This window comes from Rhizobium sp. TAL182, from assembly GCF_002117725.1.
GTDB lineage: Bacteria > Pseudomonadota > Alphaproteobacteria > Rhizobiales > Rhizobiaceae > Rhizobium > Rhizobium esperanzae.
The window spans coordinates 17,590-41,925 of the sequence record NZ_CP021027.1 but is presented as its reverse complement, the minus strand read 5'-3'; the positions used below and the strand labels follow the sequence as shown (position 1 = coordinate 41,925).

26 protein-coding genes and 6 pseudogenes are annotated in these 24,336 nt (G+C 58.8%); 16 read left to right on the top strand and 16 right to left on the bottom strand.

Annotated features, from left to right (window positions below; all coding sequences use genetic code 11):
- Window positions 1-18 precede the first annotated feature (18 nt).
- Window positions 19-902: pseudogene (locus tag Tal182_RS24585) on the bottom strand (zinc-binding alcohol dehydrogenase family protein); the annotation flags it as partial.
- A 136-nt stretch (window positions 903-1,038) separates the two neighbouring features.
- Here Tal182_RS24585 and Tal182_RS24580 point away from each other — a divergent pair.
- From Tal182_RS24580 to Tal182_RS32860, 3 genes are read left to right on the top strand one after another with little or no spacing between them, the layout of a single operon-like run.
- Window positions 1,039-1,338, top strand: a complete 300-nt coding sequence (locus Tal182_RS24580) for a hypothetical protein (RefSeq protein ID WP_029875516.1) — start codon at window positions 1,039-1,041, stop codon at window positions 1,336-1,338.
- A gap of 42 nt (window positions 1,339-1,380) precedes the next feature.
- Window positions 1,381-1,635 carry a hypothetical protein gene (locus tag Tal182_RS24575; protein ID WP_225880286.1) on the top strand — a complete coding sequence of 85 codons (255 nt, stop codon included), beginning with the start codon at window positions 1,381-1,383 and terminating at the stop codon, window positions 1,633-1,635.
- Complete coding sequence (locus Tal182_RS32860; protein ID WP_244597462.1) at window positions 1,632-1,742, top strand: hypothetical protein; 111 nt, start codon at window positions 1,632-1,634, stop codon at window positions 1,740-1,742. The genes Tal182_RS24575 and Tal182_RS32860 overlap by 4 nt, the downstream gene beginning before the upstream one ends.
- A gap of 426 nt (window positions 1,743-2,168) precedes the next feature.
- Here the strand turns inward: Tal182_RS32860 and Tal182_RS24560 are convergent.
- Window positions 2,169-2,626, bottom strand: a pseudogene (locus tag Tal182_RS24560) (pyridoxamine 5'-phosphate oxidase family protein).
- A 129-nt stretch (window positions 2,627-2,755) separates the two neighbouring features.
- On the opposite strand from Tal182_RS24560, the gene Tal182_RS24555 reads away from it, so the two are divergent.
- Complete coding sequence (locus Tal182_RS24555; protein WP_008534144.1) at window positions 2,756-3,577, top strand: universal stress protein; 822 nt, start codon at window positions 2,756-2,758, stop codon at window positions 3,575-3,577.
- Window positions 3,578-3,656: 79 nt separating this feature from the next.
- Here Tal182_RS24555 and Tal182_RS32855 read toward each other — a convergent pair.
- From Tal182_RS32855 to Tal182_RS24535, 4 genes and pseudogenes are all read right to left on the bottom strand, one after another.
- A pseudogene (locus tag Tal182_RS32855) lies at window positions 3,657-4,521 on the bottom strand (HAD-IC family P-type ATPase); the annotation flags it as partial.
- 167 nt (window positions 4,522-4,688) lie between these two features.
- Window positions 4,689-5,783, bottom strand: a complete 1,095-nt coding sequence (locus tag Tal182_RS24545) for a GSU2403 family nucleotidyltransferase fold protein (protein WP_011053293.1) — start codon at window positions 5,781-5,783, stop codon at window positions 4,689-4,691.
- A 135-nt stretch (window positions 5,784-5,918) separates the two neighbouring features.
- The gene (locus Tal182_RS24540) at window positions 5,919-6,473 is read right to left on the bottom strand and encodes a hypothetical protein (RefSeq protein ID WP_040111699.1); all 555 of its coding nucleotides are present in this window, start codon (window positions 6,471-6,473) and stop codon (window positions 5,919-5,921) included.
- Window positions 6,474-6,600: 127 nt separating this feature from the next.
- The gene (locus Tal182_RS24535; RefSeq protein ID WP_012489415.1) at window positions 6,601-7,275 is read right to left on the bottom strand and encodes a transcriptional regulator; all 675 of its coding nucleotides are present in this window, start codon (window positions 7,273-7,275) and stop codon (window positions 6,601-6,603) included.
- 1,007 nt (window positions 7,276-8,282) lie between these two features.
- Here Tal182_RS24535 and Tal182_RS32845 point away from each other — a divergent pair.
- Both Tal182_RS32845 and Tal182_RS24515 read left to right on the top strand, forming a co-directional pair.
- Window positions 8,283-8,464 (top strand): annotated as a pseudogene (locus Tal182_RS32845) (ATP-dependent DNA ligase); the annotation flags it as partial.
- 505 nt (window positions 8,465-8,969) lie between these two features.
- Window positions 8,970-9,443 (top strand): helix-turn-helix transcriptional regulator, encoded by a 474-nt coding sequence (locus tag Tal182_RS24515; protein WP_040111698.1) that lies wholly within the window; start codon window positions 8,970-8,972, stop codon window positions 9,441-9,443.
- 269 nt (window positions 9,444-9,712) lie between these two features.
- Here Tal182_RS24515 and Tal182_RS24510 read toward each other — a convergent pair whose 3' ends face one another.
- The 6 genes and pseudogenes from Tal182_RS24510 to Tal182_RS24485 all read right to left on the bottom strand — a co-directional run bounded on the left by Tal182_RS24510 (window position 9,713) and on the right by Tal182_RS24485 (window position 12,534).
- Window positions 9,713-10,060 carry a hypothetical protein gene (locus Tal182_RS24510; protein ID WP_040111697.1) on the bottom strand — a complete coding sequence of 116 codons (348 nt, stop codon included), beginning with the start codon at window positions 10,058-10,060 and terminating at the stop codon, window positions 9,713-9,715.
- Window positions 10,061-10,170: 110 nt separating this feature from the next.
- Window positions 10,171-10,254, bottom strand: a pseudogene (locus Tal182_RS32840) (exodeoxyribonuclease III); the annotation flags it as partial.
- Between the two features lie 2 nt (window positions 10,255-10,256).
- Window positions 10,257-10,433 (bottom strand): DUF3606 domain-containing protein, encoded by a 177-nt coding sequence (locus Tal182_RS24505; protein WP_080771747.1) that lies wholly within the window; start codon window positions 10,431-10,433, stop codon window positions 10,257-10,259.
- A 281-nt stretch (window positions 10,434-10,714) separates the two neighbouring features.
- Entirely contained in the window at window positions 10,715-10,948 is a 234-nt protein-coding gene (locus Tal182_RS24500; protein ID WP_040111696.1) for a hypothetical protein, read from the bottom strand.
- 121 nt (window positions 10,949-11,069) lie between these two features.
- Window positions 11,070-12,014, bottom strand: coding sequence for a hypothetical protein (locus Tal182_RS31890; RefSeq protein ID WP_125461502.1), 945 nt, complete (start codon window positions 12,012-12,014; stop codon window positions 11,070-11,072).
- Window positions 12,015-12,129: 115 nt separating this feature from the next.
- Window positions 12,130-12,534 (bottom strand): response regulator, encoded by a 405-nt coding sequence (locus Tal182_RS24485; RefSeq protein WP_348629005.1) that lies wholly within the window; start codon window positions 12,532-12,534, stop codon window positions 12,130-12,132.
- A 288-nt stretch (window positions 12,535-12,822) separates the two neighbouring features.
- Here Tal182_RS24485 and Tal182_RS32405 point away from each other — a divergent pair.
- A pseudogene (locus Tal182_RS32405) lies at window positions 12,823-13,042 on the top strand (hypothetical protein); the annotation flags it as partial.
- Between the two features lie 673 nt (window positions 13,043-13,715).
- Here the strand turns inward: Tal182_RS32405 and Tal182_RS24475 are convergent.
- The 3 genes from Tal182_RS24475 to Tal182_RS24460 form a co-directional block, all read right to left on the bottom strand.
- Window positions 13,716-14,015, bottom strand: coding sequence for a DUF982 domain-containing protein (locus tag Tal182_RS24475; RefSeq protein WP_040111693.1), 300 nt, complete (start codon window positions 14,013-14,015; stop codon window positions 13,716-13,718).
- Between the two features lie 1,434 nt (window positions 14,016-15,449).
- The gene (locus Tal182_RS24465) at window positions 15,450-15,827 is read right to left on the bottom strand and encodes a response regulator (protein WP_040111692.1); all 378 of its coding nucleotides are present in this window, start codon (window positions 15,825-15,827) and stop codon (window positions 15,450-15,452) included.
- Complete coding sequence (locus tag Tal182_RS24460; protein WP_244597474.1) at window positions 15,824-17,617, bottom strand: PAS domain S-box protein; 1,794 nt, start codon at window positions 17,615-17,617, stop codon at window positions 15,824-15,826. The genes Tal182_RS24465 and Tal182_RS24460 overlap by 4 nt, the downstream gene beginning before the upstream one ends.
- A 1,094-nt stretch (window positions 17,618-18,711) precedes the next feature.
- Between Tal182_RS24460 and Tal182_RS24450 the strand changes: the two genes are divergently transcribed.
- From Tal182_RS24450 to Tal182_RS24440, 4 genes are all read left to right on the top strand, one after another.
- Window positions 18,712-18,888 (top strand): XRE family transcriptional regulator, encoded by a 177-nt coding sequence (locus tag Tal182_RS24450; protein WP_244597471.1) that lies wholly within the window; start codon window positions 18,712-18,714, stop codon window positions 18,886-18,888.
- A 72-nt stretch (window positions 18,889-18,960) separates the two neighbouring features.
- On the top strand, window positions 18,961-19,275 hold the full coding sequence (locus Tal182_RS32835; RefSeq protein ID WP_244597472.1) for a hypothetical protein: 315 nt from the start codon (window positions 18,961-18,963) through the stop codon (window positions 19,273-19,275).
- A 1-nt stretch (window position 19,276) separates the two neighbouring features.
- Window positions 19,277-19,522 carry a DUF4142 domain-containing protein gene (locus Tal182_RS32830; RefSeq protein WP_244597473.1) on the top strand — a complete coding sequence of 82 codons (246 nt, stop codon included), beginning with the start codon at window positions 19,277-19,279 and terminating at the stop codon, window positions 19,520-19,522.
- 100 nt (window positions 19,523-19,622) lie between these two features.
- Window positions 19,623-19,988, top strand: a complete 366-nt coding sequence (locus tag Tal182_RS24440; protein WP_052272646.1) for a response regulator — start codon at window positions 19,623-19,625, stop codon at window positions 19,986-19,988.
- Between the two features lie 10 nt (window positions 19,989-19,998).
- On the opposite strand, the gene Tal182_RS24435 is transcribed toward Tal182_RS24440, so the two are convergent.
- Complete coding sequence (locus tag Tal182_RS24435) at window positions 19,999-20,415, bottom strand: response regulator (RefSeq protein ID WP_052272645.1); 417 nt, start codon at window positions 20,413-20,415, stop codon at window positions 19,999-20,001.
- A 357-nt stretch (window positions 20,416-20,772) separates the two neighbouring features.
- Here Tal182_RS24435 and Tal182_RS24430 point away from each other — a divergent pair, with 357 nt between their 5' ends.
- From Tal182_RS24430 to Tal182_RS24415, 5 genes are all read left to right on the top strand, one after another.
- Complete coding sequence (locus Tal182_RS24430; RefSeq protein WP_016736583.1) at window positions 20,773-20,973, top strand: type II toxin-antitoxin system VapB family antitoxin; 201 nt, start codon at window positions 20,773-20,775, stop codon at window positions 20,971-20,973.
- Window positions 20,970-21,353, top strand: coding sequence for a type II toxin-antitoxin system VapC family toxin (locus Tal182_RS31535; protein ID WP_040111689.1), 384 nt, complete (start codon window positions 20,970-20,972; stop codon window positions 21,351-21,353). Before Tal182_RS24430 ends, Tal182_RS31535 begins: the two co-directional genes overlap by 4 nt.
- A 319-nt stretch (window positions 21,354-21,672) precedes the next feature.
- On the top strand, window positions 21,673-22,398 hold the full coding sequence (locus Tal182_RS24425; RefSeq protein WP_085861359.1) for a DUF2726 domain-containing protein: 726 nt from the start codon (window positions 21,673-21,675) through the stop codon (window positions 22,396-22,398).
- Window positions 22,399-22,488: 90 nt separating this feature from the next.
- Complete coding sequence (locus tag Tal182_RS24420) at window positions 22,489-23,352, top strand: hypothetical protein (RefSeq protein WP_085861358.1); 864 nt, start codon at window positions 22,489-22,491, stop codon at window positions 23,350-23,352.
- A 103-nt stretch (window positions 23,353-23,455) separates the two neighbouring features.
- Window positions 23,456-24,091 (top strand): GIY-YIG nuclease family protein, encoded by a 636-nt coding sequence (locus Tal182_RS24415; RefSeq protein WP_245344890.1) that lies wholly within the window; start codon window positions 23,456-23,458, stop codon window positions 24,089-24,091.
- Window positions 24,092-24,336 lie beyond the last annotated feature (245 nt).

The window sequence follows — 24,336 nt, the reverse complement described above, 5'->3', positions numbered from 1 at the left end:
TGTCAAGGGGAACATCGGCTACGGAACGATCACGGCGGCTCCAGAGACACGGCCTGCGCGCAGATCGTCGAGAGCCTCGTTCGCATGCTCGAGGGGGTAGACGCTGGTGAAGCATCTGACCCCTGCCGCCTTCCCGATCGAGAAGAATTCCGCCCCGTCGCTCCGCGTCAGGTTCGCCACCGAGACGACCCGCCGCTCGCCCCAGAGCAGACGATAGGGCATGCTCGGAATGTCTGACATGTCGATGCCGCCGCAGACCACCGTTCCGCCCTTCCGCACCACGTCGAGCGCCATTGGCACGAGCTCGCCGGCCGGCGCGAAGATGATGGCGGCGTCGAGCGGCACCGGCGGCTTTTCACCGGAAAACCCGGCCCAGACGGCGCCAAGATCAAGCGTGAACTTCCGTCCGGCCTCGTCACCGGGAAGCACAAACGCATAGACGCTCTGGCCTCGATGCTTGCACACCTGCACGAGGATGTGGGCGGCCGCGCCGAACCCATAGATGCCGATCGTCCTCCCCTCGCCCGCCATCTTCAGGGATTGCCACCCGATGAGGCCCGCGCAGAGAAGAGGCGCGGTCGCCACCGGGTCCGCATCTTCAGGCAGTTCGAACGCGTAGCCCGCCTCGGCCGCCGCATGGGCCGCAAAGCCGCCGTCGATTGTGTACCCGTGAAGCCAGGATCGTTGCACAGGTTCTCGCGACCCTCTCGGCAATATGCGCAGTGCCCGCAGGTATGGCCCAGCCAAGGTACCCCGACTTTTTGACCGACAAGGCGACGAGGAAGGCCCTCGCCCGTTGCGATCACGGTTCCGACAATCTCATGCCCTGGAACGAGAGGAAGCTTTGGCTGGGAGAGGTCTCCTTCGCAGACGTGAAGGTCCGTCCGGCAGACGCCGCAGGCCACAGTCGTATCGCCACCTTCCCCACCTTGGCTTGATCCCGGTCAAACATCCGGATTGATGCTCGTCAAAGACAAACGCCCGGGGACAGATAGGCTCCTGGACACAGCGCCACGACCTCATCCAAAGGAGACGGACATGCGCGAACAAGAAAAGACCGGCAAGACAGAAACGAACGCTGCCACGACCATTCCTCCCGTCGAGCGAACGTCCGCAGACCTTGTTCTCGGACGTCGGGACGAGGATCGCTGGGAAGTGACGGCGGCGACGCCGCGAGGCCAGGCATGGGCGAGAGATCACTTCTGCTGCGCCCTGCGGCAATCCTTCACGGGCACCATGTGTCTCGACATCATGAGCGCCGATCGGCTTCTCAAGGAAGCGCATGACGACGGACTGACGACCGAGTTCGTTAGCCTGTCTGGCAAGGACATATACTGACATGTTCGCCACGGCGCCATCGGCCGAGGATCCCGGCAACGCATGCTCCACCTCGTCGAAACGGCCCACGCGCAGATCGCGCCCAACGGAAGCCTCCACCTCGTTCACGCGGTGGAGGGCCTGCCCTCGTCGGCCTCGCCGAACGATTGGGCGGTTGAGGTGATGGGAGCCTCCGAGACCAGGCTTTCGGAAGCCCCGCGGTCGACCGAGACTCCTGCTTCTATACACGTCCGAGCGGGCAACCCGTCGCAGCTCATCGTCGCCATCGCAAAGGAGATGCCGCCGATCTCGCCGTGATCGCCTCTCGCCGCGACGACGTGCTCCACCGCGTCTTCGCCTCGGTCGTGGACCACGTCGTGCAGCGCGCACCATGCACCGTGCTCGTCTTGCGAACCATCCGATGAGCCGCGGGCTTCACACGACCGTCTTCGCTTCAGCCTCGTTGGCCTGACCGGCGGCGACGTCGCGACACATTTCGGCGGCGTGCGACAACGTTCGTGACCCGGCCTCACACAGTCGCGCCACCTCTCTAGGATACTCCTCCAGCTCGCCCTCGACATAGTCCGAAAGAACCTCGACCGCATCACCGTGGTCGATACTGCGGGCAAGTCGAGTCGGAAATTCAAAGCATCGAAGCCCTCGCCGGGCGGCGGACGCCGTCAAATCCGCAGTGACCGCGGCCGACCGGCAAAGATCTCGTCTTGAATCAGAGCGCCCGCGCGAAACGCGGGTGCGAGGTGAAATTAGATGTGGCGCTTGGATATAGGCCGCGTAGATATGGCATGTGGTGCTCCGATTGTGGGATGCGGGTTCGGCTCGAGCATCGACGGTCATTCCGTTCTGACTGCACTGCGTCCCGACACGGCCGTGACGGCAATGCCGTAGAAGACATGAGGAGAGCCATCGGGTGCATGGGGAACTCCTGGGGCTTCATAGAGCCGATTTCCCACCAGTCCGAATACTTTTGGAGAAGACCACGCGTGGAGCCGTTCGCTTTGTCGCGCCTCGCTGTCAGGAAATTCCTCGAACCTGCCTTCGACGACGATGCTCGTCCACCCGCCGGCGCTCGAACGCTGCTCGATGTGTAGGCAGACCTTGTCGTTCCCCGCATCCAGTCGAGCTTTTTGCCGGGCATGGTGAAGCTATAGGCGACGCCGTTGGAAAAGGCGAAATAGATCGCCGCCACGTAGAGCTGCCCATCCTTGCAGCATGCCAGATGACCGAAACGCTCGTTCTCCAGGATGCGGTAGCACTCACCGGGGTTGATCTCCGTCAGATTGATCGTCATGGCCGTATCCTCCAGCTTCGATGAAGGCGCGATTATAGGAGCTTCATTGCGCCGCGGCCTTGACCAAGCGCAATGCGAACTCTCTCAGCGGCATGCATCATGACGGAAGTTTAACCTCAGGAGGCAAGCATGAAGCCGCAGTTCCATCTCCCGTTGTCGACCTATCCCGACGCGAGTTCCTTCGCCATAATCGACAATGCTATCGGCCTCGCTAGGCAAAATGACGCCCATCTCGTCGCCAGTATTCCACAAGTCCGGATCCCCCAGGTCCATCCGCCCTTTCCCACCGTTATCGATGTCGAGACATGGCGGGGACAAGCAGAACGGTATAGCCGGGACAGCGGGACTTCGCTGCGGGGACACATCGCCGACGCTATTTCGGAAACTGGCTTCGAGGTGCGAATCCACGGATTCGAGGTCAGGGAACCGTTCGTCTATGAACGCTTTTCTGAAATTGCCAAGTGCTACGACCTTTCCATCGTCGAAGCCTCGGAGCTCTCCCGGCAACTCTCCGAAACGCTGCTATTCGGAAGCGGCCGTCCGCTCGTGCTATTTCCAGCCACCAGCGTCTACTCTCGTGTGGACACGATCGCCGTCGCCTGGGACGGCAGCGCCACCGCAGCGCGCGCCCTTTCCAGCGCACGGGTCTTCATCGAACGCGCGATCAAGGTGCAGGTCATCTCGATCACCGACGACAAGGAGATCGACGAGGCGAACCGCGCCCTCCTGATCTCTTCGTTGAAGCATTCGGGACTCGACGTGGATGACGTATCGATCCAGGCAGGCGGCGAGACCGCGACAGGCGCCATCCAATCGGCCGCGCTGGAACGAAAGGCGGACCTTCTGGTCGCGGGCGGATTTGGCCATTCGCGGCTTCGTGAGTTCATCCTCGGCGGCGTCACTCGAGAACTTCTCGTCAAGGCCGAGCTACTAGTGCTTCTCGCCCATTAGAGGGCGCGAAGGGCGTTAGAATGACCGCGACGTCGATGGCCTCCTGAAGCAATGCCCCGCCGACTGGCGGAAGGTATTGAAGCCGGTCTTCGAGCGTGATCGTGCCAGCCGGCGTGCCGTCAAACACTACCTTGACACGCATTGCGCTGCCTGACCCGTTAGGCCCGGACGGCGGCGCCTCTGCGAAATAGGCGTCTCCTCCGACGCCGACGCGCACGCCATCGACGATTCCGGATCCCGCGGTCTCGGTCACCTCCGATGGGCGGCTCACTACCAACCCACGTCTATGCGCCTCGTCCACCAGCGCGCGTCCGACCACATGGCCCGACGCCTGGTCCAGCGAGGCGGCCAGCCGCAGGATCCTGTTAGGATGCTCCGATCCCTCGATGTGGCCGACTTCGGGCTGTCCCGCGGTGAGCGTCCCCGTCTTGTCGAACACCGCCACGGTGGCCTGGACGAGTGCCTCGAGAGGTCCCGCACCCTTCACCAGAACGCCCTCCTTCGCAAGTGCGACGGGTACGGCCAGGATCAACGGACAGGGCGTGGCGACGACCAGCACGGCCACGATCCTTGACAGGTCTCCGGACATGAACGCCGAGACGCCTGCAATCGCTACCGTGGCGAACAAGAACCACACCGAGAACCGGTCGGCCAGTCGCATCAGCTTCGCCTTGGAGCGCCTCGATGCTTCCACGAGCCTCACTATTCCGGTATTCCGGCATAGGTGCTGTCTCGGCGCGACTTAGAACGCGGATTTCGATCACGTCCCCCTCGTTCGTAGCGCCACTTGAAATGTTGCCATCCCTCGCGATGCGCACCCTTAAGGGCTCTCCGGTCAGGACCGCCTGGTCGATCGTCGCGACTTCGCTGACGAGAGCCCCGTCGGCCGGTACGACGTCGCCCTTGCGTATCAGGAGCACGTCGCCGACCGCGATCTTCTCGATTGACCCCCTTGCTATGTAGATCAGCGCTTCGCCTGCCCGGCGCTGGCCGGGGCCAGATCTGAGACCGTGCGATGCAGATATTCGGCACAGGACCCCGCAGGACCATATTCATCTTCATTGTCTTCACGACTTCGAATCAAATCAACTGCTTAGCCTTGAAAGACGGCCTATTCTCCAAACGGAAGTTCAATTTCTTCGCCGTTTCTTTTTCCGCCCTCGGTCAGGACCGTGTTGAGCCGCTCGGCATCTTGTGCTGGCAGCATTCCCGCCCCGGTTCGAATACCTTCTCGCCATGTAGGCCCGCGCCTCCATGCTTCGTTGTAGACGAGCGCCAAGTCAGTAGATCGCCTTGTCTGCTGCAGCGCTTCGAAGAGCAGCGCAGCTTGTCGGATGTCCTTCTCACGCTTCGCCGGCCCCTGCCCGTCCGTGTTTCGGCGGCTGGCGACTATTAGCTTGTGGACGGCATACCGGGACGGATCAGGGACGACGACCGGAACACCGCTTCGGTGGAGCAGCATTGTCCTGACGGGTTCCCTTATGAGGAAGTCGAGAAAGCGCAGTGGATCCGCGCTGGCGCCACCAAGAGCGGGCATCTTCGCCGGCTGATCGATGTAGTCATCCGAACCACGGTTCGACGTCAGGAACTCAACCCTGTAGCCGTCGGCATTCTGAAACGCTGACGAGACCGCGGCTCCCGATCGATGTGGAACTGGACGAAAGCTGGCGTCGACGCCCTGCAGCAACTCAAGGATCGAAGGCAGACTATCTTCGACCTCCCGACTGATGGCATAGTCCTGGGCGATGTCAGCATCGCCGGTCAGGATCGCAGCCATGGGAAGACGGACACCGAGCAGTCCTGAATAGCACTGAAAGGCCACCGTGCCTATGAGAATACCCCGGAGCCGAAAGAGACCGCCATCGGCAAGAGCCTCGACGATATCGCCCGACATGGCGTCAGGGGCGATCATCCCGCCTTCGCGGGTCAGGGTATTTACCAAGCGCCTGCGAGCGCGTAGATCGTCCTTGTCCCGCTTATGATCAGCTACGCGCTGTGCGATAACCGGATCATCAGCGGAACCGACGTAACGACGTTTCGTACCACCATGTCCATCCGGGATGTCGAAATACCAGTACTTGCGCCCCTTGATGTTTGCCGGGGTGAACCGACCCTCCGGAGGGAAATCGGCCGTCCAAGCGGCGTCGAGCGAGCGCTGACCGAGCTCAGCGAGCATCGTCTGATACATGAGGTCGATGGACTTCATAGCTCGACTCCAGGGTTATACTGTTTTTCAAAAACAGTATAACCGTCGTGAGGATAGGTCGCAAGATAGGATGCCGCCTCTATCGTCTTGAAAGGACACCTGCAACAAGCTTAAAAGGCAGGCAGCGCGTCACGCTCATGGTTCAAACCGCTCCAGCATTTTTCTCAACTGCGCGTTTTGCAACGTTAGCTTTCTGGCCAGCTGATCCCTGAGCATCCTGATCTCGTCATCGAGGCTCATCCCGTTTGCAGTTTGGATAAATTGGGGATCGTTCGCAATCGCCACCGCTTCCTTGCTGCGGCTCCTTTGCTCGCGCGGTGCGACCTCGGCAGTTCGCTTGATCCAAGCGGCATCATGTGCAGCGGTGGCGTTGATACCCGTACCACCGGATATAGCGGGATCAGCGACCTCCACGATTTCGGCAACTTCGCCGTCGACCTTGTCGTGGACATCGCTTTCGGCTTCTTCGGAATGCACAGGCTTGAGGGAAACTGCACCGGGTTGACCGTGACGAGGTAGCTCCGCGCCTGCCGGCCGACCATCGCTATTCAGGCTGTCCTCGGCAGGCGTTTCAGTCGGACCAGAACTAGGCAACGCCTCCGGCGAAACCTTCTCGGTCGAGCCGTTTTTTCGCTTTTGTTCGCGTCCCGGTGAGACCAGTCGGGCAAGAAATTTCCAGGGAGACGCCATCTATCCGACCTCGCGTTTTATCCCGCAAGCAGGCAGTAAGTCTTCATTCCGGCAACAGCTCACCGTCGCCAAATTTTATCTCTTGATAAGCATGGAAATGCGGCCGGCGATTGACCAGCTGCTTTTATCAATCGAGTTTGAGCCGTTTGCGCAGATCGGCATTTTCAGCGCGAAGTTTTTCAGCCAGAAGCTTGCGCAGCCGCTGATTTTCCTCTTCTAACTGCAGGAGGTCCGCCATTTCATCGATCGCTGTCGTCGGCGCGGCCGAGGCTGTCTGCACCGCCTTCGGAGCACGGCGCACAGGTGCGCGTTTGGCGCTCGCCGCAGCTTCGATCACCTTTGTCTTGCGCCCTCTCCTCTTCACACCACCGGCGCCGGCCAGAGCAGCTGCTGGCTCTGCCGTAGTGTCAGCTGACGCGGTTTCGAGTGCCGCGGCTTTCTTGGCCCTGGGTTTGCGCTGTTTCTTCGGCGTAATTGGCGTTTCGACAACGGCCGGCACATCGGCACTGGTTGCAGTATCAGTCTCGTCGGCCATGCTTATCTCCTGTGCATCTGATGCAGTTGTCGACGGCTCAAGAGGCGGTGTCAACAACGACTCAGCCTGATCTGGTTTTGGTAGAGAAATTTCGCTGTCGGATTTGCCACTCTGAGAGCTATCCGACAGAAACGGCATTGCCTCTTCGTCTAGGTCGCGAGCGACGGACTTTAGGTCCACGTTGCCCCAGATCGAGTTCGACCTAGTATCGAGTTTTCGTCTGCCGCTTTTGTACTCGACGGCAAAACTGCGTTGCACTTTTTTCAATATAAAAGGCCTTGAAAATTCATTGGATGATTTGGTGATGGGGTGGTATATCCGAAATAACGATTACCGGACTGCCCGTCTATAGCCACGCTCAAATGTCCACCTCACCTTTCCAGGAGCAGAATTCGTGGCCAGTCGAATGGGGGATGAGACGGGTGAGGCTACATTGGCCCTGAACGAAGTCAAACCGTACTGATTCAAAAGTTGCACGTGGGCAACTTATCGGCGAGCTTCCTTGTTGTACATCGCCGGAGTCTTAAAAGATTTTCCGCCAACCCCGACGCGGTCTATGTAGCGCATCCAGAGCGCCGGCGTTGCCAGCGCGCACGGGCGAAGGCCAGATCGATCGGCACCACCGTCGTCACGCATGAACTGCCGAACCCTCAATCGAAGAAGCAATGCGCCTGTCAACCTTGTCTTTCTTTGCTCGCCTGCCGGGCCAGTTCCCTTCGATCCGTTATGCGATCTTCCTCGGCACCACAATCGGCGTGGTGACGAAGCTGATAAGGAAATGTCGCTGGGCGGGCACAGTGTTGTATCTTCAAATATGGAAGCCAAGATCGTTGCGACCCCTTGGGCAGAAGTGGGGCGGAGATCGACCATGATCGTCCCGTACCGCGAGGAATGCCGCCAGCTCCAATCATCGATGCCCATAACCCGCGGATTTCCGACGAAGCCATTGAGAAATGGGAAGGTAAGCCGCTTTACACCTTCGCCGGAGACAAGAAGCCCGGCGATATGACCGGTCGTCAGCAACCGGCGTCAGCGCCCCTCCCAGCCGATGCGAGGTGTAGCAGAAGCACGGCGTTCGGCGATTCGAGCAGCGAAGCCGGCACACTCGCTTGTCGGATATCGTCCCGCCGAGCAGCCGCCCAGAGCGGCGAGGCCATTACCCTGACGCCTTCTGCGCCGCGCTCATCAATTCCACAGCCGATGGGTTTTTATGCGCCGGCACAGATTGTGTGATGCGAGAGCACACAGCGTCGAGGTTCGGTCGGTCTGCATCAACGGGCTTCAAGGAAGCCGAGGCCATCCGATTGCGGAAGATGCTGGACAAGCTGCGCTGGAAGCGAAAGCAGCCGCCCCTGCCCTATTCCTGAAGTGCCGCTATTGTCTGGGTCGAGCCGACCCTGGTCGCCGAGATCGAGTTTCCTGGACAGCTGATGGGAAACTTCGCCATCCATCCTAACAAGCGGAGGTGGCGTCTAAGGTGAAATACGCCGACTTCAACCAGATCACCCCGCAGCAAAAAGGCTCCGACGACCCTTCCGGCCATTGCGTACGGACCCAGAACAGATCGTTAGCCTGCGGCTGACGCCATTCGTTCGGCCGCGGCTCACACAGCGCCACTTGGCGTATTCAAAAGCGCCGAGGCTCTTCGCGCAGCGTTGGAAGAGCGAAGCCATTGAATCTTGTGAAGCATTCGGTTGCGCCGCGCGCGGATTTCAACTAGGTTTCGCAGCGAGGCAGTACGCGCTGCCTTGGGGTGTGGAAACCCCTACAAGCGGTTGGTGTCGGCCGATTCGACACCACACTCCTTGACCTTCGGTCGAGGAGCCTGTGGCGTATGTCCAGGTTCCTCGGAACTAAAGGCCACAGGACCGTCTTGTACGGTTTCCAACTCCCCGATCAGTGGGTTGAGCGAGTTTTCAGCGGGGGCGCACCGCGTGAAACTCTCCATCGGGGTGTCCACCATGAAGCGCTATGCAGCAGCACAGGTCCGGACTTCGAGGCCTGCGCAAGCCGAACAGTCGAATGTAGCGCGCGAGTTGGTGCATCCAGTTGATCGGCATGTCGGACAGCAAATCCGTATCCGCCGAATGCAGTCGAATGTATCCCTAGGGGATCTCGGCGCCGGCATCGGGGTCAGTTTGCAGCAGGTACAAAAATATGAAAGCGGTAAGAACCGCGTCAGCGCTTCGATGCTCTACGAGCTTGCCAATTGCCTCAAGATCCCTGTTTCGAGGTTTTTCGAAGGCCTTCCAGATCCCGAAACCACTCAGGGCCAGCAAATCATAACAGAGATCGATGAGAAGATTGCCTACATTTCCACGGCGGAGGGACGGCGTCTGATAGACGACGTCTTGCTCCTTTCCCCGCGTGTGCGCAGCCGGGTCGTTGCCCTCGTCAGCTCGATTGTCGATGAAGAGATGGAAGAACAGAAGTAAGCATCCGAGAGGGCCACTCAGGCGGCTTGATCTGTCGGTGGCGTAAGAGGTATTTGTGGAACTTCAGTGGCTCAGCCGTGGCTGGGTAGGTTCGATTGGTAGCGGTCCGTCTGTGGATACAACCGACACGATATCTGTATAGTCATTTATTGATGGGTTGTTATGACGATAGGGCAGGTTCGACTCTTGCTATGGGTGAACGTTCTAGGCTGTGTGATGCAGACAATTGGACTTAGGTTGTCGGCGTGAGAAACGGTTGAGCGTAAAGTCTACAAGGCACCTCTGAGGCTAATAGCCTCGACGACTGTGCGTTCTGTTCGATGGCCGTAAACTCCGATCAACATCAGCGATGTGACAATCGTCGTGGTTATCGTCGATGTGATGAGGCTCCGCCTAACTTTGTCAGGCGTTCGAGAAATTACAAAAAGTGCTCCCCCGATCAACAATCCAAAGATCGTTTGAACACCGATCCCGCCGATCAGTTCACCGAAAAGGAACCAGAAACCGAGGTAAGGCTCTGTGAACATCGAGTCATCGCCCCAATGCAACCGCATCAGCTCGAGGACTAAGAAGGCGACAGCCCCAAAAATAAAAGAAAGGCCGACAAATCTCAGCATTTTACCCTCCATACGAGAACGCGACCTTAGCTGCAACTTGCTTTGAATCTATGAAGAGAAATGATAAATTGCCGAACTGGCCAAGAACGTGAACACCATGGCAGCAGGCAGACGTCCCGCGCGGTCTCCCCAATCCACCGAAGCAGGACTTCGAGACGGCCATTGACGCCGTTCACGTTGTAACTGGCGATCACCGTCAGTGGCGATCAATCTCGGCCTCGACTTTTTTGCGGCTGTTACCGGCAGACTTGACCGCCTTCTTGACCGTATCCTTCGAAACGTTTTCCTTTTTCGCCTCGTATGCGACTTCATGCTTCTGACCGGCGGCGACGCGCGCCCGGTCCTGATTTCGTCCACGTGATGTAGTAGCCATGATAGAGCCTCCTGTGTTTCGGACCATCTAAAAACGAACGCGGATTCAAGAAGTTCCGGCCAATTCGTGCGGTGCAAGACATTCGTCGCAGGTGCCGCAACCGGGTGACCTCGATCCTGCACCGCAAAGACCTCCGCGGTGTCGCTCCGGCCGACTGGTAGTTGCTGGCTTCTCAAGGACGATAACGAAATCGAAGCTGCTGAGCACGTCTCTCCGCTGGGCGGGAAGCTGTCGATCAGCAAGGTGCAGGACGAAATCGGTTATCCCGTCGACCCGGCAGCTCAGTGAACGGCAGCCGACGTCGGCGCGTTTACGCGCGTCGCCCACCTGCCGACATAAGTGCCGATGAGCAACGTTGTGACATCCTCTAACGATGTCGCGCCTTCGTTGAAGAACTCGATGGCGGCCGAGCACAAGGTTTGCGACGCCTGGTCGTCGGGTTCGACCTCGTAATAGCGGTACCAAGCCTGTACCGCTTCCGAAAGCATGCGGAAGTGTTCGTCGTGCGTTGGCATGTGACATCCTCCAGCTATCGACATAGCGGAGGAGCGATCTACAACAAGACCTCAGTCTCCAACTCTTCGGGATCCTGACGGCGGTCGTTCCCCACTCAAAGGACGCCACAGTCGAGAACGGTCACCTCATTCGGCTTCGGAACATGTACAAGACGAGAGAACCGGTGAGGACTGCTGCGGTTGCGGCGAACATGGCTGTGAAAGCGGGGCTTGGTTCGAGCGAGCGGGCGATCATCCCGAATATCGGGGAAGACGAGGCCACGCCGACAAACCCCAGGCCGTTCAAGACGCCCAAGATCATGCCACGCCTTCGGGCGGAGATGTGCTCTTGTGCTTCCGCTAAGGCAATCGTGTGGCAGTTGCTAATCGAGTACAAGGTGGAGAGCACGATAGCGGCGACGAACACATTCTGCGCCGGATCGAACGCGAGGGCGGTAGTCAGTACGATTGCTACCCCATAGAGCGCCCCGACGATCGATCCCGCCGACCAACGCTTCATTGCCAGAGCTAGAACGACACCCGTCAACGTGCCTGCCGCGCTCACCGCGGCAAAGGCATTTGCCGCCTGCTGGGAAGAAAGCTTGACCACCTCCATGAGGTAGGGCGACGCCCAGGCACTCCTGAACACGGTACCTAGAGATGCACTTAAGAGATAGGTGACAGGAAGATCAGAAACCCGACATTGTTCGGAGAGCGGCTTGCCTCGTCGAGCATCGGGTTTTCCTCGTTTCGATCGGTATTGACTGAGATATAAAGCAAGCCCGATGCCAAGGTCATACAGCACGCCGACGCCGCGACCGCGTATCGCCAACCGAGCATTGAAACAAGCAGCTCGAGCGGCGTTGCGGAGACCAAAGCTCCAAGCGACCCGATGATGGCGACCGTGGTCGCGACCCCGCGCCGCCTTCTGCCACGGAAGTGCCTGCCCATAGTGGAAATAGATCCCCATAATAGCTGGAGCGCAGCCCATTCCGATCAGCCCCTGTCCCAGCAGTGCATGTGCGAATGACGTCGCCGTCGCGATCATCGCCGAGCCCACAGCGCCGCAAAGGGCGAGCGCTGTCATCGGCAATCGGCATCCGAAGCGATCGAAGAGCAAGCCTACTGGCAATTGCATTGCGGCGAAGCATGCGAAGAATGCCGAGGACAGAACACCAAACTGGCATGGAAATAGTAGGAGATCACGTGAGGATGGGACGACAGATGAACTTTGTCGTCGACGCACATGTTCCATGCGCACTATTCCTATGCCGCCACTTTTGAAGCTGGTCGGTGACCTTTTTGGTGTCGTAGGGCTTCGGAAAAAATATGCTGTGATCCGGCATGTCCCGTGCCGACGGCTTCTGCTTGCCCGACACGACGATGATTTGGATGGGCGGCCATCTGTCGCGCACCGCCGCAGCGAGCATCAGGCCGTCCATGCTGCCGGGCATGTCGATGTCCGTAAAGAGGATGCGGATTCCAGGCGTCGCCTCAAGGATCACGATCGCCTCCGACACATTGCCTGCCTCGAATGCCTCGAATCCTGCAGCTTCCACCAGATCGACCGTCTTCATCCGCAGGAACGGCTCGTCCTCGACTATCAATACCTTATGCTTCACTTGCCTACCCGTCGGAACCAGCCCGCACTGGTGAAACTTCAAATGCCGGATCGGGTTCCGCTGAGAATGCGATCTCGAAGACCAGGCCCTCCGGGCGGAAGTCCGAACTGCTTCGGGCGCTGGCCTTCGAGGGGAAAACGCGCTCAATGACTGCGTAGCGTGGCGCAGCGGTATCGTCTTTTCACCGTCCCGGAGCTTCGAGCAGCAGATTGCAGCGCAATGACGATCGAAGTGAGGGTATGCCGGCTGAACTTGATTTGGGACTCGAAGCTTATGCTTGACCGCCTCCAACAGAAGACAGTTTCCTTTGAACGGCGCTGAGCGACTGGTGGTGGTCGCAGCCGCAGTCTTTCCGTGAGCGCGTCAATCGGTGGGCGGCACGGCATGTTTTCGTGCAGGTTATACGGCAGGCAAGCAGACCACTGAACGCCGCTTCGTCTTAAGATCCGGCCGCATGCGCATCACCGTTTGGGCAACAGGCATCATGGAAGCGCCGCCAGGCAAGAAGAGCGTCGTCTGCGAAGAGAAAACCAAGCGGCTCGGCGTTGGCGGCTAACCGCTAACCAGCGACACCACGAAGGAGCCAGCCCGTCGGGGACAGATCGCCCCCTCAGCCGCTTCATCAATGTGATTTGGAGTTTGAAATGGATCAATTCGCTACCGCCGACAACACCTCCGCAGCCTCGAAGCCAGGATTGCGAAGGTTACAGTCTTGAGGACCTAGCCGTCGCCAGCGGACTTACGGTCGAGGAAATCGCAGCGGCCGAGGGACCCCTTCAGATCGTGCCTCATCACCACCTCGAGCGCATTGAGCATGTGATCTCGTAGCTTTCCGTCTGGGTCAATCGCCGCCTTTGCGCAGATCCGACCTGCAAGGAGCGGCATGAGGGCGAGCCACTATCCAGGTGCGGCGACACGAGGCCGCGCGGCAGGAGCGCGACACTAAGCCCTCTTACCGGGGCGTTGCACAACAGGGCGCGATGTCGCTCGAGAAGTAAGCGGCCCCAACGCTAACCTTGCCCCGGAGACCATGGAACCAGTGGGCTTGGCAGCTCGCCTAACGAAGCCGGGAAGACGACAGTCGCCGAACAACGGCGGTCGCGGGGCCGGAGGCGCCAACTCGATCGTTGGCCGTGGCTCAAGCTGTCGCCATCATCGGCTGTATCTCAGTACAGCTGAGGATCCCTGTCCCGCGACATCCGAGAGACAGCAATGACCTGGTCTTCCGGCACCAGCAAATCGTGTTTTTCAGCGAACGCAGCGTACAGGCCGCGTACCGTCTCCGGCTCGATCTCGCCGCGGAGCGCGGCACCGCAAGCCTTGAGAGCGATGGAATGCGCACTATCCCGCAACGACGCCGGCCATTCGGCGAGATGCCGGTAGGCGTCCATCACGCTGCGGACCTCAACGGGAAATCCAAGACCAACAAGAACCGAAACAGGCTGTCTGAACATATCGGGCTTCATCATTCTCTCCTTCCGTAGCCGCGATGTTGATGGGCGCCATCGCGATGGCGCCGTTTGATGTCTTTGCGTTCGAACGTCGCCTGCGCTGTACAGTCGACGGCATCCGATTTGGTTTTTGGCTTTTTCGAATTCAAGAGGAATTGCAAAATAGCTCGTCCTCTCCCTGGCACTGATCCGCCCAGTGCCATGCGGTCGCTTTCAGCACGTCAGAACCACTCGGCCCTCTCTCGGTGGCAACAAAGCTGCTTCCTGTGAAAACATCAATGCGCTGAAGGTTTTGGAGGGGGGCGAAGGAAGGGCAACCTCGTCGACCGTCTTCAGCACCAAGAGAGTGTCATGGCGCCGCATGCGCGTGCGCCGGTTCAACAGCCGAGCTGATGCCGCTTTGGGATTGAATATGGAACGAGCCGCGTCCGCCCGTCGTGCGGTCGCAGCCCCCATGGCTGCTCCACCTCCACATCTGCGTCGTGGCGCCTCTGCTGAAATCAAGGCTCGACATCCGACGGGGGCCTGGCTCAGGCGCGCCGGATTTATGACGTCCACGACGAGTAGCTCGGACTTGAACCCGCTTCTATTCGTTTTGGTACGGTGCCGGACACGGTAGCGATGGGAACATGCAGTTAGGAACTCTCGTGGATGCCTGAGGTTTAGGCCTCGCAAAGACAATCAACCCACAAAGGTGAACTCATGACTTTCAAGATCCTTGCGACGTCAGCACTCGCTCTTGCTCTTGCGACATCTGCCATGGCTCAATCCTCCGGAGGCTCTGGCGGCTCAGGAAGCTCCAGCGGCGGCGCATCGTCCGGCAGCGGTGCGTCCAGTACCAATGGCGGCGCATCGGGCACCAATGCGACGGGCGGCAGCAATATGAATGGCAGCAGCGTTGGTAGCAATTCCACCGGGTCTGGAGCTGACGCCGGCAATCCAACGGATAGCAGCAGCAACTCTGGCGCGTCAGGTGGTGATCCGAACGACTGCCACCGCGCAGCGGGAAGTGGCACCGGCAATCCGACTCCCAATAGTTCCGCACAATCAGGCGCGGCCAATGCTTGCTGAAGTCATCCAGTCTGGCCGGTAGTAGCAAAGGTGCTCCAGGGACAAACGCAGGCTCGCCAGCTTTCGCGGGCCTGGGTGCCACTAGCGACCGCTTTCGACCGACCTTTTTGATCACGCCGAATTGCGATTTCGCAAAGCTGGGCGTCCGAACTCGCCTCAACGTCTTTGCGGTAGTGGAGATGCTTCCAATTACACTGCCTGCGCCCCTGCAGCCTAACGGCTTCAATCTTGTCACGAAGCCCCGCTCAGTCGCCCGCGATGTTGTGGATCGGCATGTGAGCCTCACTAGCAGCGCTGCCCGCTTCGGCGGCGGTATTTTGATGAGGGCGGCCCGGAGCAACATGCGGCGAGCGTCCCGTTCGTCGTTCAATAGAGCGATTAAGTCGAAGATCCCGTTCCCTTCTTTATCAAACTAACCACCCGCGCTATCTCCACGGGCTTGTCGAGGCGCTCTACCGTCTTAAATCGCGGAGGGATTCCACTGGAACCGTAACCGGTGACGAATGCAAAGGGTGCGTTCCGAGCCGCCAGCGCGTCTGCGATCGGGATAGCCGACTCTCCATCGAGATTCAGGTCAAGTATAACAAAGTCCAGGTGATCCGTTTCGTCGAGAAGTGCAAGCGCGTCACTCAAGGCGCCGACCGGCCCAACCACCTGCGCACCGGCACGTGAAAGCGAGCTCGCCAGTTCGTCGGCGATGAAATAATCGTCCTCAACAACGAGAATGGCCAGGCCAGCAAGGGTCTCAACAGTCATCGTGGACTATTCCTTCCGAGGTCGAAAGCTATGGGAGCGAGAATTGTGCAGCGGATGCCGCCGGCGCCCATTTCATAGGTGGTCTTAGCTTTGAGTTGATAGGGGAGTCCGCGCTCGATGAGCTCCCGCCCATAGCCAGAGCCCTGCGCCGGCGCGTCGTCGCTCGGCATGTTTTCAACCCCGGTTTCCACCCACTCCAGGAGCAAGGCTGGCGATCGGCCGTCAGATCCATGCTCGAGACGCCATCGGATCGTAAGACGGCCTTGCGACGATGCCAGCGCTCCGTATTTGACAGCGTTGGTTGCCAGTTCGTGGAGCGCCAGGGCGAATGTCTGGATCGCCCGTGACCGCAATCGGATGCCCGGCGGTCCATCGAGCGTTATCTTTTCCCTGTCGCTGACATGCGCGGCCAATTCCGCCTCAAGCAGATCATCGAACGTAAGCCGTTCATATTCGCCCAGATGCGAGAGAAGACTTTGGACTCTAGCAACAGCGGCAAGCCTGTGACTGAAAGCCTCGGCGAAGTCTTCCAACGTCAGGCTTGACTCGATCGTCTTGAGCGACAGCGACCGTATGACCGCAACGATGTTGCGGGTTCGGTGCTGTAGCTCCGCCAGCATGACCTCCTGACTGGTCTGAAGTTCCTTCAGTTGCTGCACATCAGTACAGGTCCCGAGCCACTCGAACCCTAAGCCACTTCCTGGAAGCGAGCGGCTGTGGTGCCAGATATATTCCCCATCCGAAGCGCGACGGATACGATATTCGCAATCGAGCCCACCCTTGGCTTCCGCGTCCTCCCAGGCCGCCGTCACCAGATCGCGATCGTCGGGATGGACGGCCGCCAGCCAACCCATCCCAAGGCTGTCTTGATTATGTTGTCCTGTAAACCGTTCCCACTGCGGGCTTGACCAGATGCGAAGGCCAACGGATCGCGCCCGCCAGACCAGTTGCGGAACACCCGCTATGAGCGATCGCTGCAAGGCTTCGCTTTCCGAAAGCCGCTGTTCGGTTCGATGTTTCTCGGTGACATCCTGACCGATCTTGAGGAACCCTCTTACCGAGCCGTCCGGGTTTCGCAGGCATACGGTCGAGCCGTCAACGAAAACCTGCGAGCCATCCTTGCGCACGTGCCATCGCACGTCGGGAGCCGAACCTTCGCGTCTGGCCGTCTCGATTTCCTTGCGATCCTCGCCCTTCGCCCGATCTTCGGGAGTGAAGAGTTCGCTGCAAGACATTCCGGCGGCTTCCTTAGCCGTCCACCCGAAGACTTTCTCAGCACCCTTATGCCAGTCGACGATCCGATCCTGCGGGTCCGCGACGAAGATGGCATAGTCGCGGGCATTCTCAACGACGAGAGCGAAACGTTCCGTCGTCGACTGAAGTGCCTGCATCTTGTGGAGCCTGTCGATCACCGGACCGAGGATCGTGGCGTAGGTTCTGAGGAATTGTGTGTCTTCCTCACAGAAATCCCTTGGCTCGACGTCGTCGACCTGAAGCAGACCGAAAGTGCGGTTGCCCGGTAAGAAGATCGGGACGTTGGCGAGCGCGGCGACACCGGCCGCTCGCATGAAATCGGGCGTTTTGAACCGCTCTTCCTTTGTGATGTCCTGAGTGATGACGGGCTCGCCGGTCCGGATTGAAAAGGTCTCGGACGAATGGTCCTCCATGTCGAGCTCGAGACCGACGATGTCAGGCTGCCATCCAACTGCCGCTCGCACGCGCAGCTTTTGACCACCCTCCTGAATTTCCAATACCTTGGAGCGGCGCGTATCGACTGCGTCGCTAACCAGACGACAGGCCTCGCTCAGGATTGCATCCAGATCGTCGGAGCGAAGCGCAAATTCCCCGAAGTCGGCGAGGACTTTCTGGCGCTTGAATAACTGCCCATGATTGCTTCCTCGGGCCTGTCATTTGAATTCCCCCGAACATCCTTATAGACGATCAGTTCCCGACGATGCGCGGCCAGCAGCTGGCATCATTCGCCTGGAAACTGATTTAGCGTTGGCACGGGATTTAGCTAGTCAGTGAAGGAGGCCCTCCCAATCGTATGGCCACTGAACTCGTCTTCGGAACTTACTCGGAGTTATCTGCCCGAGATAAGCGAGCGTCGCCAAATCTGCGGCGACACAGCTGTCCAGTCTCCCCGCACCCCATCTACAATCCAGCCTCCTCCCTCGCCGACCTTGGGGAACCCAGACGCCGCGGCGTTGTTACACGCTCGGACCGCACGAAAATTAGTCTCCTGTACGCTGCGCCCCATATGGCAGTGGTCGTGCGGTCCACCACCCCTAAATCATTCGATCTCGCGATTGGTAGGAACTTGCGGGAACTCTCGACACTGACAGTGGTTAGGCGCTTGGATTGTTGGACAGCGCAAGCCCTGCACTCTTCGCGATCCACCCCTCCGCAGGGGTTCGGGCCGCGCAGTGGCAAGCTTTGGTCCCTTCCCGCTTCGACCGCTGCTGCGCGGCCGCCTATTCATTGAGCTTCAGCGCGACGAGTTCTCCCGCGTGCGATAACTCCAAGGCTGTCCCGCCGATTTCTCGAAGATATCGAGATCGAACTCAGCGTGAGAGAGGCTATCCGGAAAGCACGAGGCTTTTGACCTTCTCATCATATTGAGGAACCAGAGCGCAAGACGGTGGCGATCCGCGCCATGACCGCCACCCTGAAGCACTTGGTACTGCACTGTCAGGGATCCTGCCCTTCTCCTCAGTAGTGAAGATGGCATACTCCAGCGTGCGGCTGACGGAGGGTCTGAAGATGTCGCGACTACGCAAGGAGAAGAGCAAAAAGGGCGGCTAACTCTCGTCATGGAACTCAACGCCCCTTAGGACATTTCTTGCACGCAAATTTGGAGATGAAAAACATAGATCAAATTGTCATGTCAGATACGACCCCAGCAGCAAGCCGCAGGGCTGCTCGTATCTCCAGAGGCGACAGCCTCGAGGAGCTTGCAATTGCGACCGGACTTACGGTGGCGGAAATCGCCGCTGCCGAGGAACCTGGCGAACCGGTGCCGGAGCATCATGTCGAGCGCATCGAGCACGTTCTTGCCTAGCTGAAGGACGTCACCGGGAACTTCGCGGCGGCCTTGAAGTTATCAAGGCCGCTCAACAGACCGGAGATACCCATGAACCGCCGTAAGATGCTGACGGGACTCGCAGCCGCAACCGCGCTTCCCACCCTTTTGTCGTCCACTTTCGTCCATGCTCAATCGCATTCCCCCGCCATGGGCGACGCTGAAAAGAAACATGCGGAAGATACCAAGAAGGTCGGCTCGCTGTCGCTGGCCATAAGCCGCGTCGCGACCGAGAAGGCGTCCGACGGGATGGTGAAGTCGTTTGCAGAATGGGAAGTCGCTGAGCAGGAGACCATCGCCGATATCCTGAAGTCCATGGAGATGGGGAAAGGCGGAGGGAGCGCTGAAGCCGCCGTCGGACGATGAAGTGGCCAAGATCCTCGACAGCGATGGCAAGGCTTCGCTGGACTCGCTGAAGGCTGCATCCGGAGCCGAATTCGACAAGGCGTTCGTTACCGCCCAACTCGAAGGCCATAAGAAGCTGCTGGCGATTCAAGAGGGCTACCTCAAGATCGGCCAGGATCGCGAGCATCTGAGCCTTACGAAGCTTGCACGTGGCCAAATTAAGGAACATATGGACCACCTCGACATGCTAAAGTCGAAGCTTGGTTGAGGATCATGTTCGGTGATGACGGATGTGCTGGCACCGGATCTTTCTCCGCCTTCTCGGAAACCTGTACATCCCCGGAGCACGCGCGTGAGCTTCTGATCTGGTGGGCAGACGCGTCCTCGTCGTAGAGGATGATTACGATCAAGCCCAGGACATGGCGCGCGCGATCGAAAAGCATGGTGGTGACGTCGTCGGTCCCTACCCCGATATCGAGGCAGCTTTTCTGGCGCTCGGAAAGGCGGCGATCGACGCCGCTGTGCTCGACATCAGGCTGAATGCCGAGGACGTATTTCCACTTGCGGACGTTCTTCGCGAAAAAGGCATCCCCTTCTTCTTTGTTACCGGGTTCGACAGGGACGTGCTGCCGAAGCGGCTCCGCAAAGAGCAAATAATCCGGAAGCCGATTGCGCCTTTCGAAGTTCTGATCGAGGTGGCATTAAGAATCTCGCGTAAGGCGTCGCGACATTGACAGAAAAAATTCAACTACCTGGCCTCCTAGTCGGCCGGCGCGGCGGGAGCTCGGACCGAAGTTGCGCGATCGCAAGCGCCAGGGCCGTTGGGGCCTCCCTTCCGACGAATGGCTTCAGGTAATGCGGGACCCATTTGAACCGCGGCGGGATCATCGCGCGATCGTAACCTGTCAGAAAAATGAAAGGGATACCGTCGCGACAGAGGCTTTCCGCAACGGGAAACGAGGTGACGTCACCCACTTTGACGTCGAGAATAGCAGCGTCGATCACATCCCGCCCGCAGGACTGCAGCGCTTTTTCGACCGTCGGGAAAGGGCCGATGACATCGGCGCCGTGCTCCATTAAAGCGTCGGCGATCGTCCGAGCCTGAAGGTACTCGTCCTCGACGACGAGGACTTTCTTGCCGTTGAGGTTTCCTTGCGACATTAAAGGCATCCTCCTGCTCCACCAACCTTTGAAAGCCGTGGCGGTTCCGCATTCACTCGGCTTTCGAGCCGGGCTCGCTGCGAGGCAAGATTACTCCCGGTGGCCCGCCGGAGCAATTGTGGTTCCAGTACACAGTCATCGAGCGACCTGGTCTGAAATCGACCCCCTTGAAGGGATACGAACCACCGATCCCGCCATTCCACAATCGTGCAGTCGATGGGACAGTAACCCGCGCGCCTGCAGCGAATATCACGCCGCTGGATTCACATCCGACGGCCGACGTATTGGAGTGAAGATCAGGCGTAGATTTTATCACCAAATGGTGCTATCTATAACACCACAATAGGAAGCCAAACGATGCGATCGACTATCAATCTCGACGACACCCTCATGGAAAGGGCTAGGTCTCTAACGGGGACGAAAGAAACCGCCACTCTGGTCCGCCAAGCGTTGGAGACGCTTGTTCGTGTGGAGTCGGGAAAACGCCTCATCGCGCTTGGCGGAACTATGCCGGATGCGGAGGCAGCCCCACGCCGCCGGAGCGCAGCCGCCAAGTGATACTTGCCGACACTTCCATCTGGATCGATCATTTCCGGCACGCCGATTCAGAGCTGCGTAGGATTATTGAGGACGATCGTCTCTTATGCCATCCAGCCGTAATCGGAGAGCTCGCACTTGGCAGCCTTCGGGATCGCAGTAGCGTGATGGCTTTCCTGGCGGCCCAGCGCGAAGCGTTCGTCGCGACGCACGACGAAGTTATGATGATGATTGATCGCCACGCCATTTTCAGTATGGGCATTGGCTATACAGATGCCCACTTGATGGCCTCAGTTCTCCTCGATCAACGAGCGGTCTTATGGACCAGAGACAAGCGTCTGCGGGCAGCGGCCGAAAAGGCGGGGGCTTCATTGCACACCCCTGCCAACGCGCGAAACTAAATGCTATATCGAAGCACTCATGCTGGTCGTGAGCCGCCTGAGCGCAGAGTTCCGATCGATCCTTTATGCGATCTTTTTAGCCCGAAACGAGAACACCATGGCAACACGCCTGGCACTGACTCTCGCTTTCGCTGCGCCAGCGATAAAGGAATCCTGGCTGAAACGGATGTCGACTAGTCGCTAGACTCATCGGTCCCTCCGGAACAGGAAATCGATCGTCGGGTAGAAGTCTGCGGCGTGTGAGACCTCATTCTTTTGGATAACTTTCCGCGCGCCGCAAATGCGTCATACTATCTTGGCGGGAAATCCGGAGAGGGGCATGCAATATCGCCAGAGGTCGGTGCTGTTCGCAGCACCTTGGCTGATCATCGGAGCTGCCGCAGCCGGCGCTTCGGGCGGCATAACCATTGCGGACTTTGAAAAGCCCGAACTGCTAATCGCCGCGCTGCTCGTGGGTATTATCATCGGCATGGCCGTTGAGCAGTACCTAACCGCGACGAGCAGACTGGCGTGGCGAGAGAGAAACAGGTCGCAATCGGAGCAAAGGCGCTGGAACGAGCGCGTCATACAAGGCCCCTGGCTTCAGACCCCAGCTGCTCAGCCATTGCGGCCAATCGATGCCACGGATCAACTGCGTATCGTGATGCGCTCGAAGTTCACCATCCAACCATTACTGAACAAGAGCGAAGCCCGGGTGTTTCGGGAACTCGACAGTGTGGTGATCGGCTGCAATTCGTCCTGGCAGGTGATGGCTCAGGTTTCACTGGGCGAGATCCTGCGAAGTGCCGACCCAGACGCCTACAGTTGCATCAATTCCAAGCGTGTCGACTTACTGCTCGTGGACAGCAACTGCCGACCGCGGCATGTCATCGAATACCAAGGCGGAGCGCATCATCAAGGCGCAGCGGCCGCGCGCGACGCCGTAAAGAAAGAGGCGTTGCGACGCGCCGGAATTGGCTACCACGAGGTGGTGGCTGGCCAAACGACCCCGTCGGAACTCAGGCGATTGGTCGAGAAGCTGGTGGACAAGCCGAGTGTCACCTAACGCGACCCCATCACCAATGCCTGCACGGTTGAGCCTCTTCGATTGGAGGAAACCATCTTCTTGGCTTGATGGAATTGAGGCGCACCCAAGATGATCTCCGATTTCCAGGCAGTCCGCGAAAATCTATTTCCGGCCAGTCACGGAGCGATCGAGGACTGGGAGACGTTTCCCTGGCATCGTGACCGAACCAACCGAATTCAGGCCTATAAGGTGCATTCGTCGCAAGCCATCGCAACCGATGTGTTCGGCACACTCAAAACGAGCACAGATCGCGACCGCATTTTCGACGCCATCGCCGAGCGTGTGGGAGTGGCGCCGGGTGGTCCATGGGCGATAACACTCGAGTGGACCGATACTGATCGGCTTCTGGGGGAGCCGAGGCCGACGCAAGTCGATGCACTTGCTATCGGCTCCGCGGCAGCACTCGTCATCGAGTGCAAGTTCACCGAACCCGGAGGACAATGTAGCCAAACCGCGGTGTCAGGCTTTGGCGAGCGCCAATGCAACGGAAGCTACGTCGATCAGATCAACCCGGGCAACGGCGTGCGCTCACAGTGTGCTCTTACAGGCAAGGGCATTCGTTACTGGGAATATATCCCAACGGTCTTCGCTCTCGATACGGGTGTTGACCATACGCCCTGCCCTTTTAAGGGAGATGCCTATCAGTGGATGCGCAACGCCGTGCTGGCGGCAGCGCTCGGCAAGCACCGCCATCTTCAAGGAACTGCTCTCGCAGTCTTTGCCGATCACCCCAGTTTCCCGACGGCGCGGAAGGCGAAGCGGGGTCTGATGGATCCCAGTCTCGCGGGCCAATCTGCGATCACGCCCGTCTCATACCAGCAGATCATTGCGATCGCTTGCCAAGTCGGCCTCGACCGAGAACTCTGGAACGGCCTTGCTGCATGGGTCGATCACAAGATTGCTACGGCAGCAATGGGTTCACCTTCGAGCTAGCCTAGCCACTGGCGAAATTGACGGACCGACACCCAGAGGTGCGTTGGAACCTAGGACCGAGGAACCCGCTAGCCGTTGTAAATTCCTGAAATGGGAGGAAGTCTTGACTGAAGGGCACATATACATCCTATTCAATCCAGCCTATCGCGCAAACCAGTATAAGATCGGAATGACGACTCGGACGCCCGAAGAAAGGGCCGCCGAGATCTCGTCAGCAACGGGAGTGCCTCAAAACTTCGAAGTGCTGTTGTCCAGACGGGTGACGGATTGTTATCGGGCGGAACGGTTGATCCATCAGAGGTTGGCGGAGCATCGGTCCGGTTCGGACCGTGAATTCTTTCAGGTCAGTCTCAGTTTCGCGATTGATATCCTCAATGAAGTTGCCGCCTCAGTCGGACTTCGTCCGGAGAAACCAGCTGTACAGGAACCCAGCGCTCCGATGGCTGATACTGTGACCACAGGCGACATCGATCTTGTCCCGCGTAAACCTTCCGTAGGACCACAGAGGAGAAGGCAAGGAACGCCGGAAGGCACTGCCTCTTTCGAGGATCACATTGCCTACGCCGACGCGGTCAGGCAGCCGCTTCTGCGTGAGCTCCGTGACCACATACTGGCGATTGATGGCCGCTTGCGTTCGGGCGAGGTCGTCACGCCTCGGCAACGCATCGCCTACAAGGTTTCAAGGTTTCGGGCGGGACGAACTTTCTGGAGATTAAGGTCCAGCGAAGGGGAATCCTGATTCGCCTGCCGGAGACCAGCTTGGTGGACGCTGAAGAGAAAGTGCGAAAGATACCCGAGACGCACGGATGGGGGCGATTGAAGGACGAAATCCGCATTTCGAGCGCTCCCGATGTCAAATACGCGCTTCCGTTTGTAGAAGCTGCATGCCGGACAGAACTCAGGAGTCTAGATTAAGCTAAATTAGAACGTGCATGATCTTTCAACCGACCGGAATAACAGGCTCAAGGCGGAAACTGCGAATGA

Coding starts and splice junctions, on each gene's coding strand:
- Tal182_RS24580 (WP_029875516.1), top strand. CDS start 1,039: ATGCGCGAACAAGAAAAGACCGGCAAGACAGAAACGAACGCTGCCACG.
- Tal182_RS24575 (WP_225880286.1), top strand. CDS start 1,381: ATGCTCCACCTCGTCGAAACGGCCCACGCGCAGATCGCGCCCAACGGA.
- Tal182_RS24555 (WP_008534144.1), top strand. CDS start 2,756: ATGAAGCCGCAGTTCCATCTCCCGTTGTCGACCTATCCCGACGCGAGT.
- Tal182_RS24545 (WP_011053293.1), bottom strand. CDS start 5,783: ATGAAGTCCATCGACCTCATGTATCAGACGATGCTCGCTGAGCTCGGT.
- Tal182_RS24540 (WP_040111699.1), bottom strand. CDS start 6,473: ATGGCGTCTCCCTGGAAATTTCTTGCCCGACTGGTCTCACCGGGACGC.
- Tal182_RS24515 (WP_040111698.1), top strand. CDS start 8,970: ATGAAGCGCTATGCAGCAGCACAGGTCCGGACTTCGAGGCCTGCGCAA.
- Tal182_RS24510 (WP_040111697.1), bottom strand. CDS start 10,060: ATGCTGAGATTTGTCGGCCTTTCTTTTATTTTTGGGGCTGTCGCCTTC.
- Tal182_RS24505 (WP_080771747.1), bottom strand. CDS start 10,433: ATGGCTACTACATCACGTGGACGAAATCAGGACCGGGCGCGCGTCGCC.
- Tal182_RS24500 (WP_040111696.1), bottom strand. CDS start 10,948: ATGCCAACGCACGACGAACACTTCCGCATGCTTTCGGAAGCGGTACAG.
- Tal182_RS31890 (WP_125461502.1), bottom strand. CDS start 12,014: ATGACAGCGCTCGCCCTTTGCGGCGCTGTGGGCTCGGCGATGATCGCG.
- Tal182_RS24475 (WP_040111693.1), bottom strand. CDS start 14,015: ATGAAGCCCGATATGTTCAGACAGCCTGTTTCGGTTCTTGTTGGTCTT.
- Tal182_RS24465 (WP_040111692.1), bottom strand. CDS start 15,827: ATGACTGTTGAGACCCTTGCTGGCCTGGCCATTCTCGTTGTTGAGGAC.
- Tal182_RS24450 (WP_244597471.1), top strand. CDS start 18,712: ATGTCAGATACGACCCCAGCAGCAAGCCGCAGGGCTGCTCGTATCTCC.
- Tal182_RS32835 (WP_244597472.1), top strand. CDS start 18,961: ATGAACCGCCGTAAGATGCTGACGGGACTCGCAGCCGCAACCGCGCTT.
- Tal182_RS24435 (WP_052272645.1), bottom strand. CDS start 20,415: ATGTCGCAAGGAAACCTCAACGGCAAGAAAGTCCTCGTCGTCGAGGAC.
- Tal182_RS24430 (WP_016736583.1), top strand. CDS start 20,773: ATGCGATCGACTATCAATCTCGACGACACCCTCATGGAAAGGGCTAGG.
- Tal182_RS24425 (WP_085861359.1), top strand. CDS start 21,673: ATGCAATATCGCCAGAGGTCGGTGCTGTTCGCAGCACCTTGGCTGATC.
- Tal182_RS24420 (WP_085861358.1), top strand. CDS start 22,489: ATGATCTCCGATTTCCAGGCAGTCCGCGAAAATCTATTTCCGGCCAGT.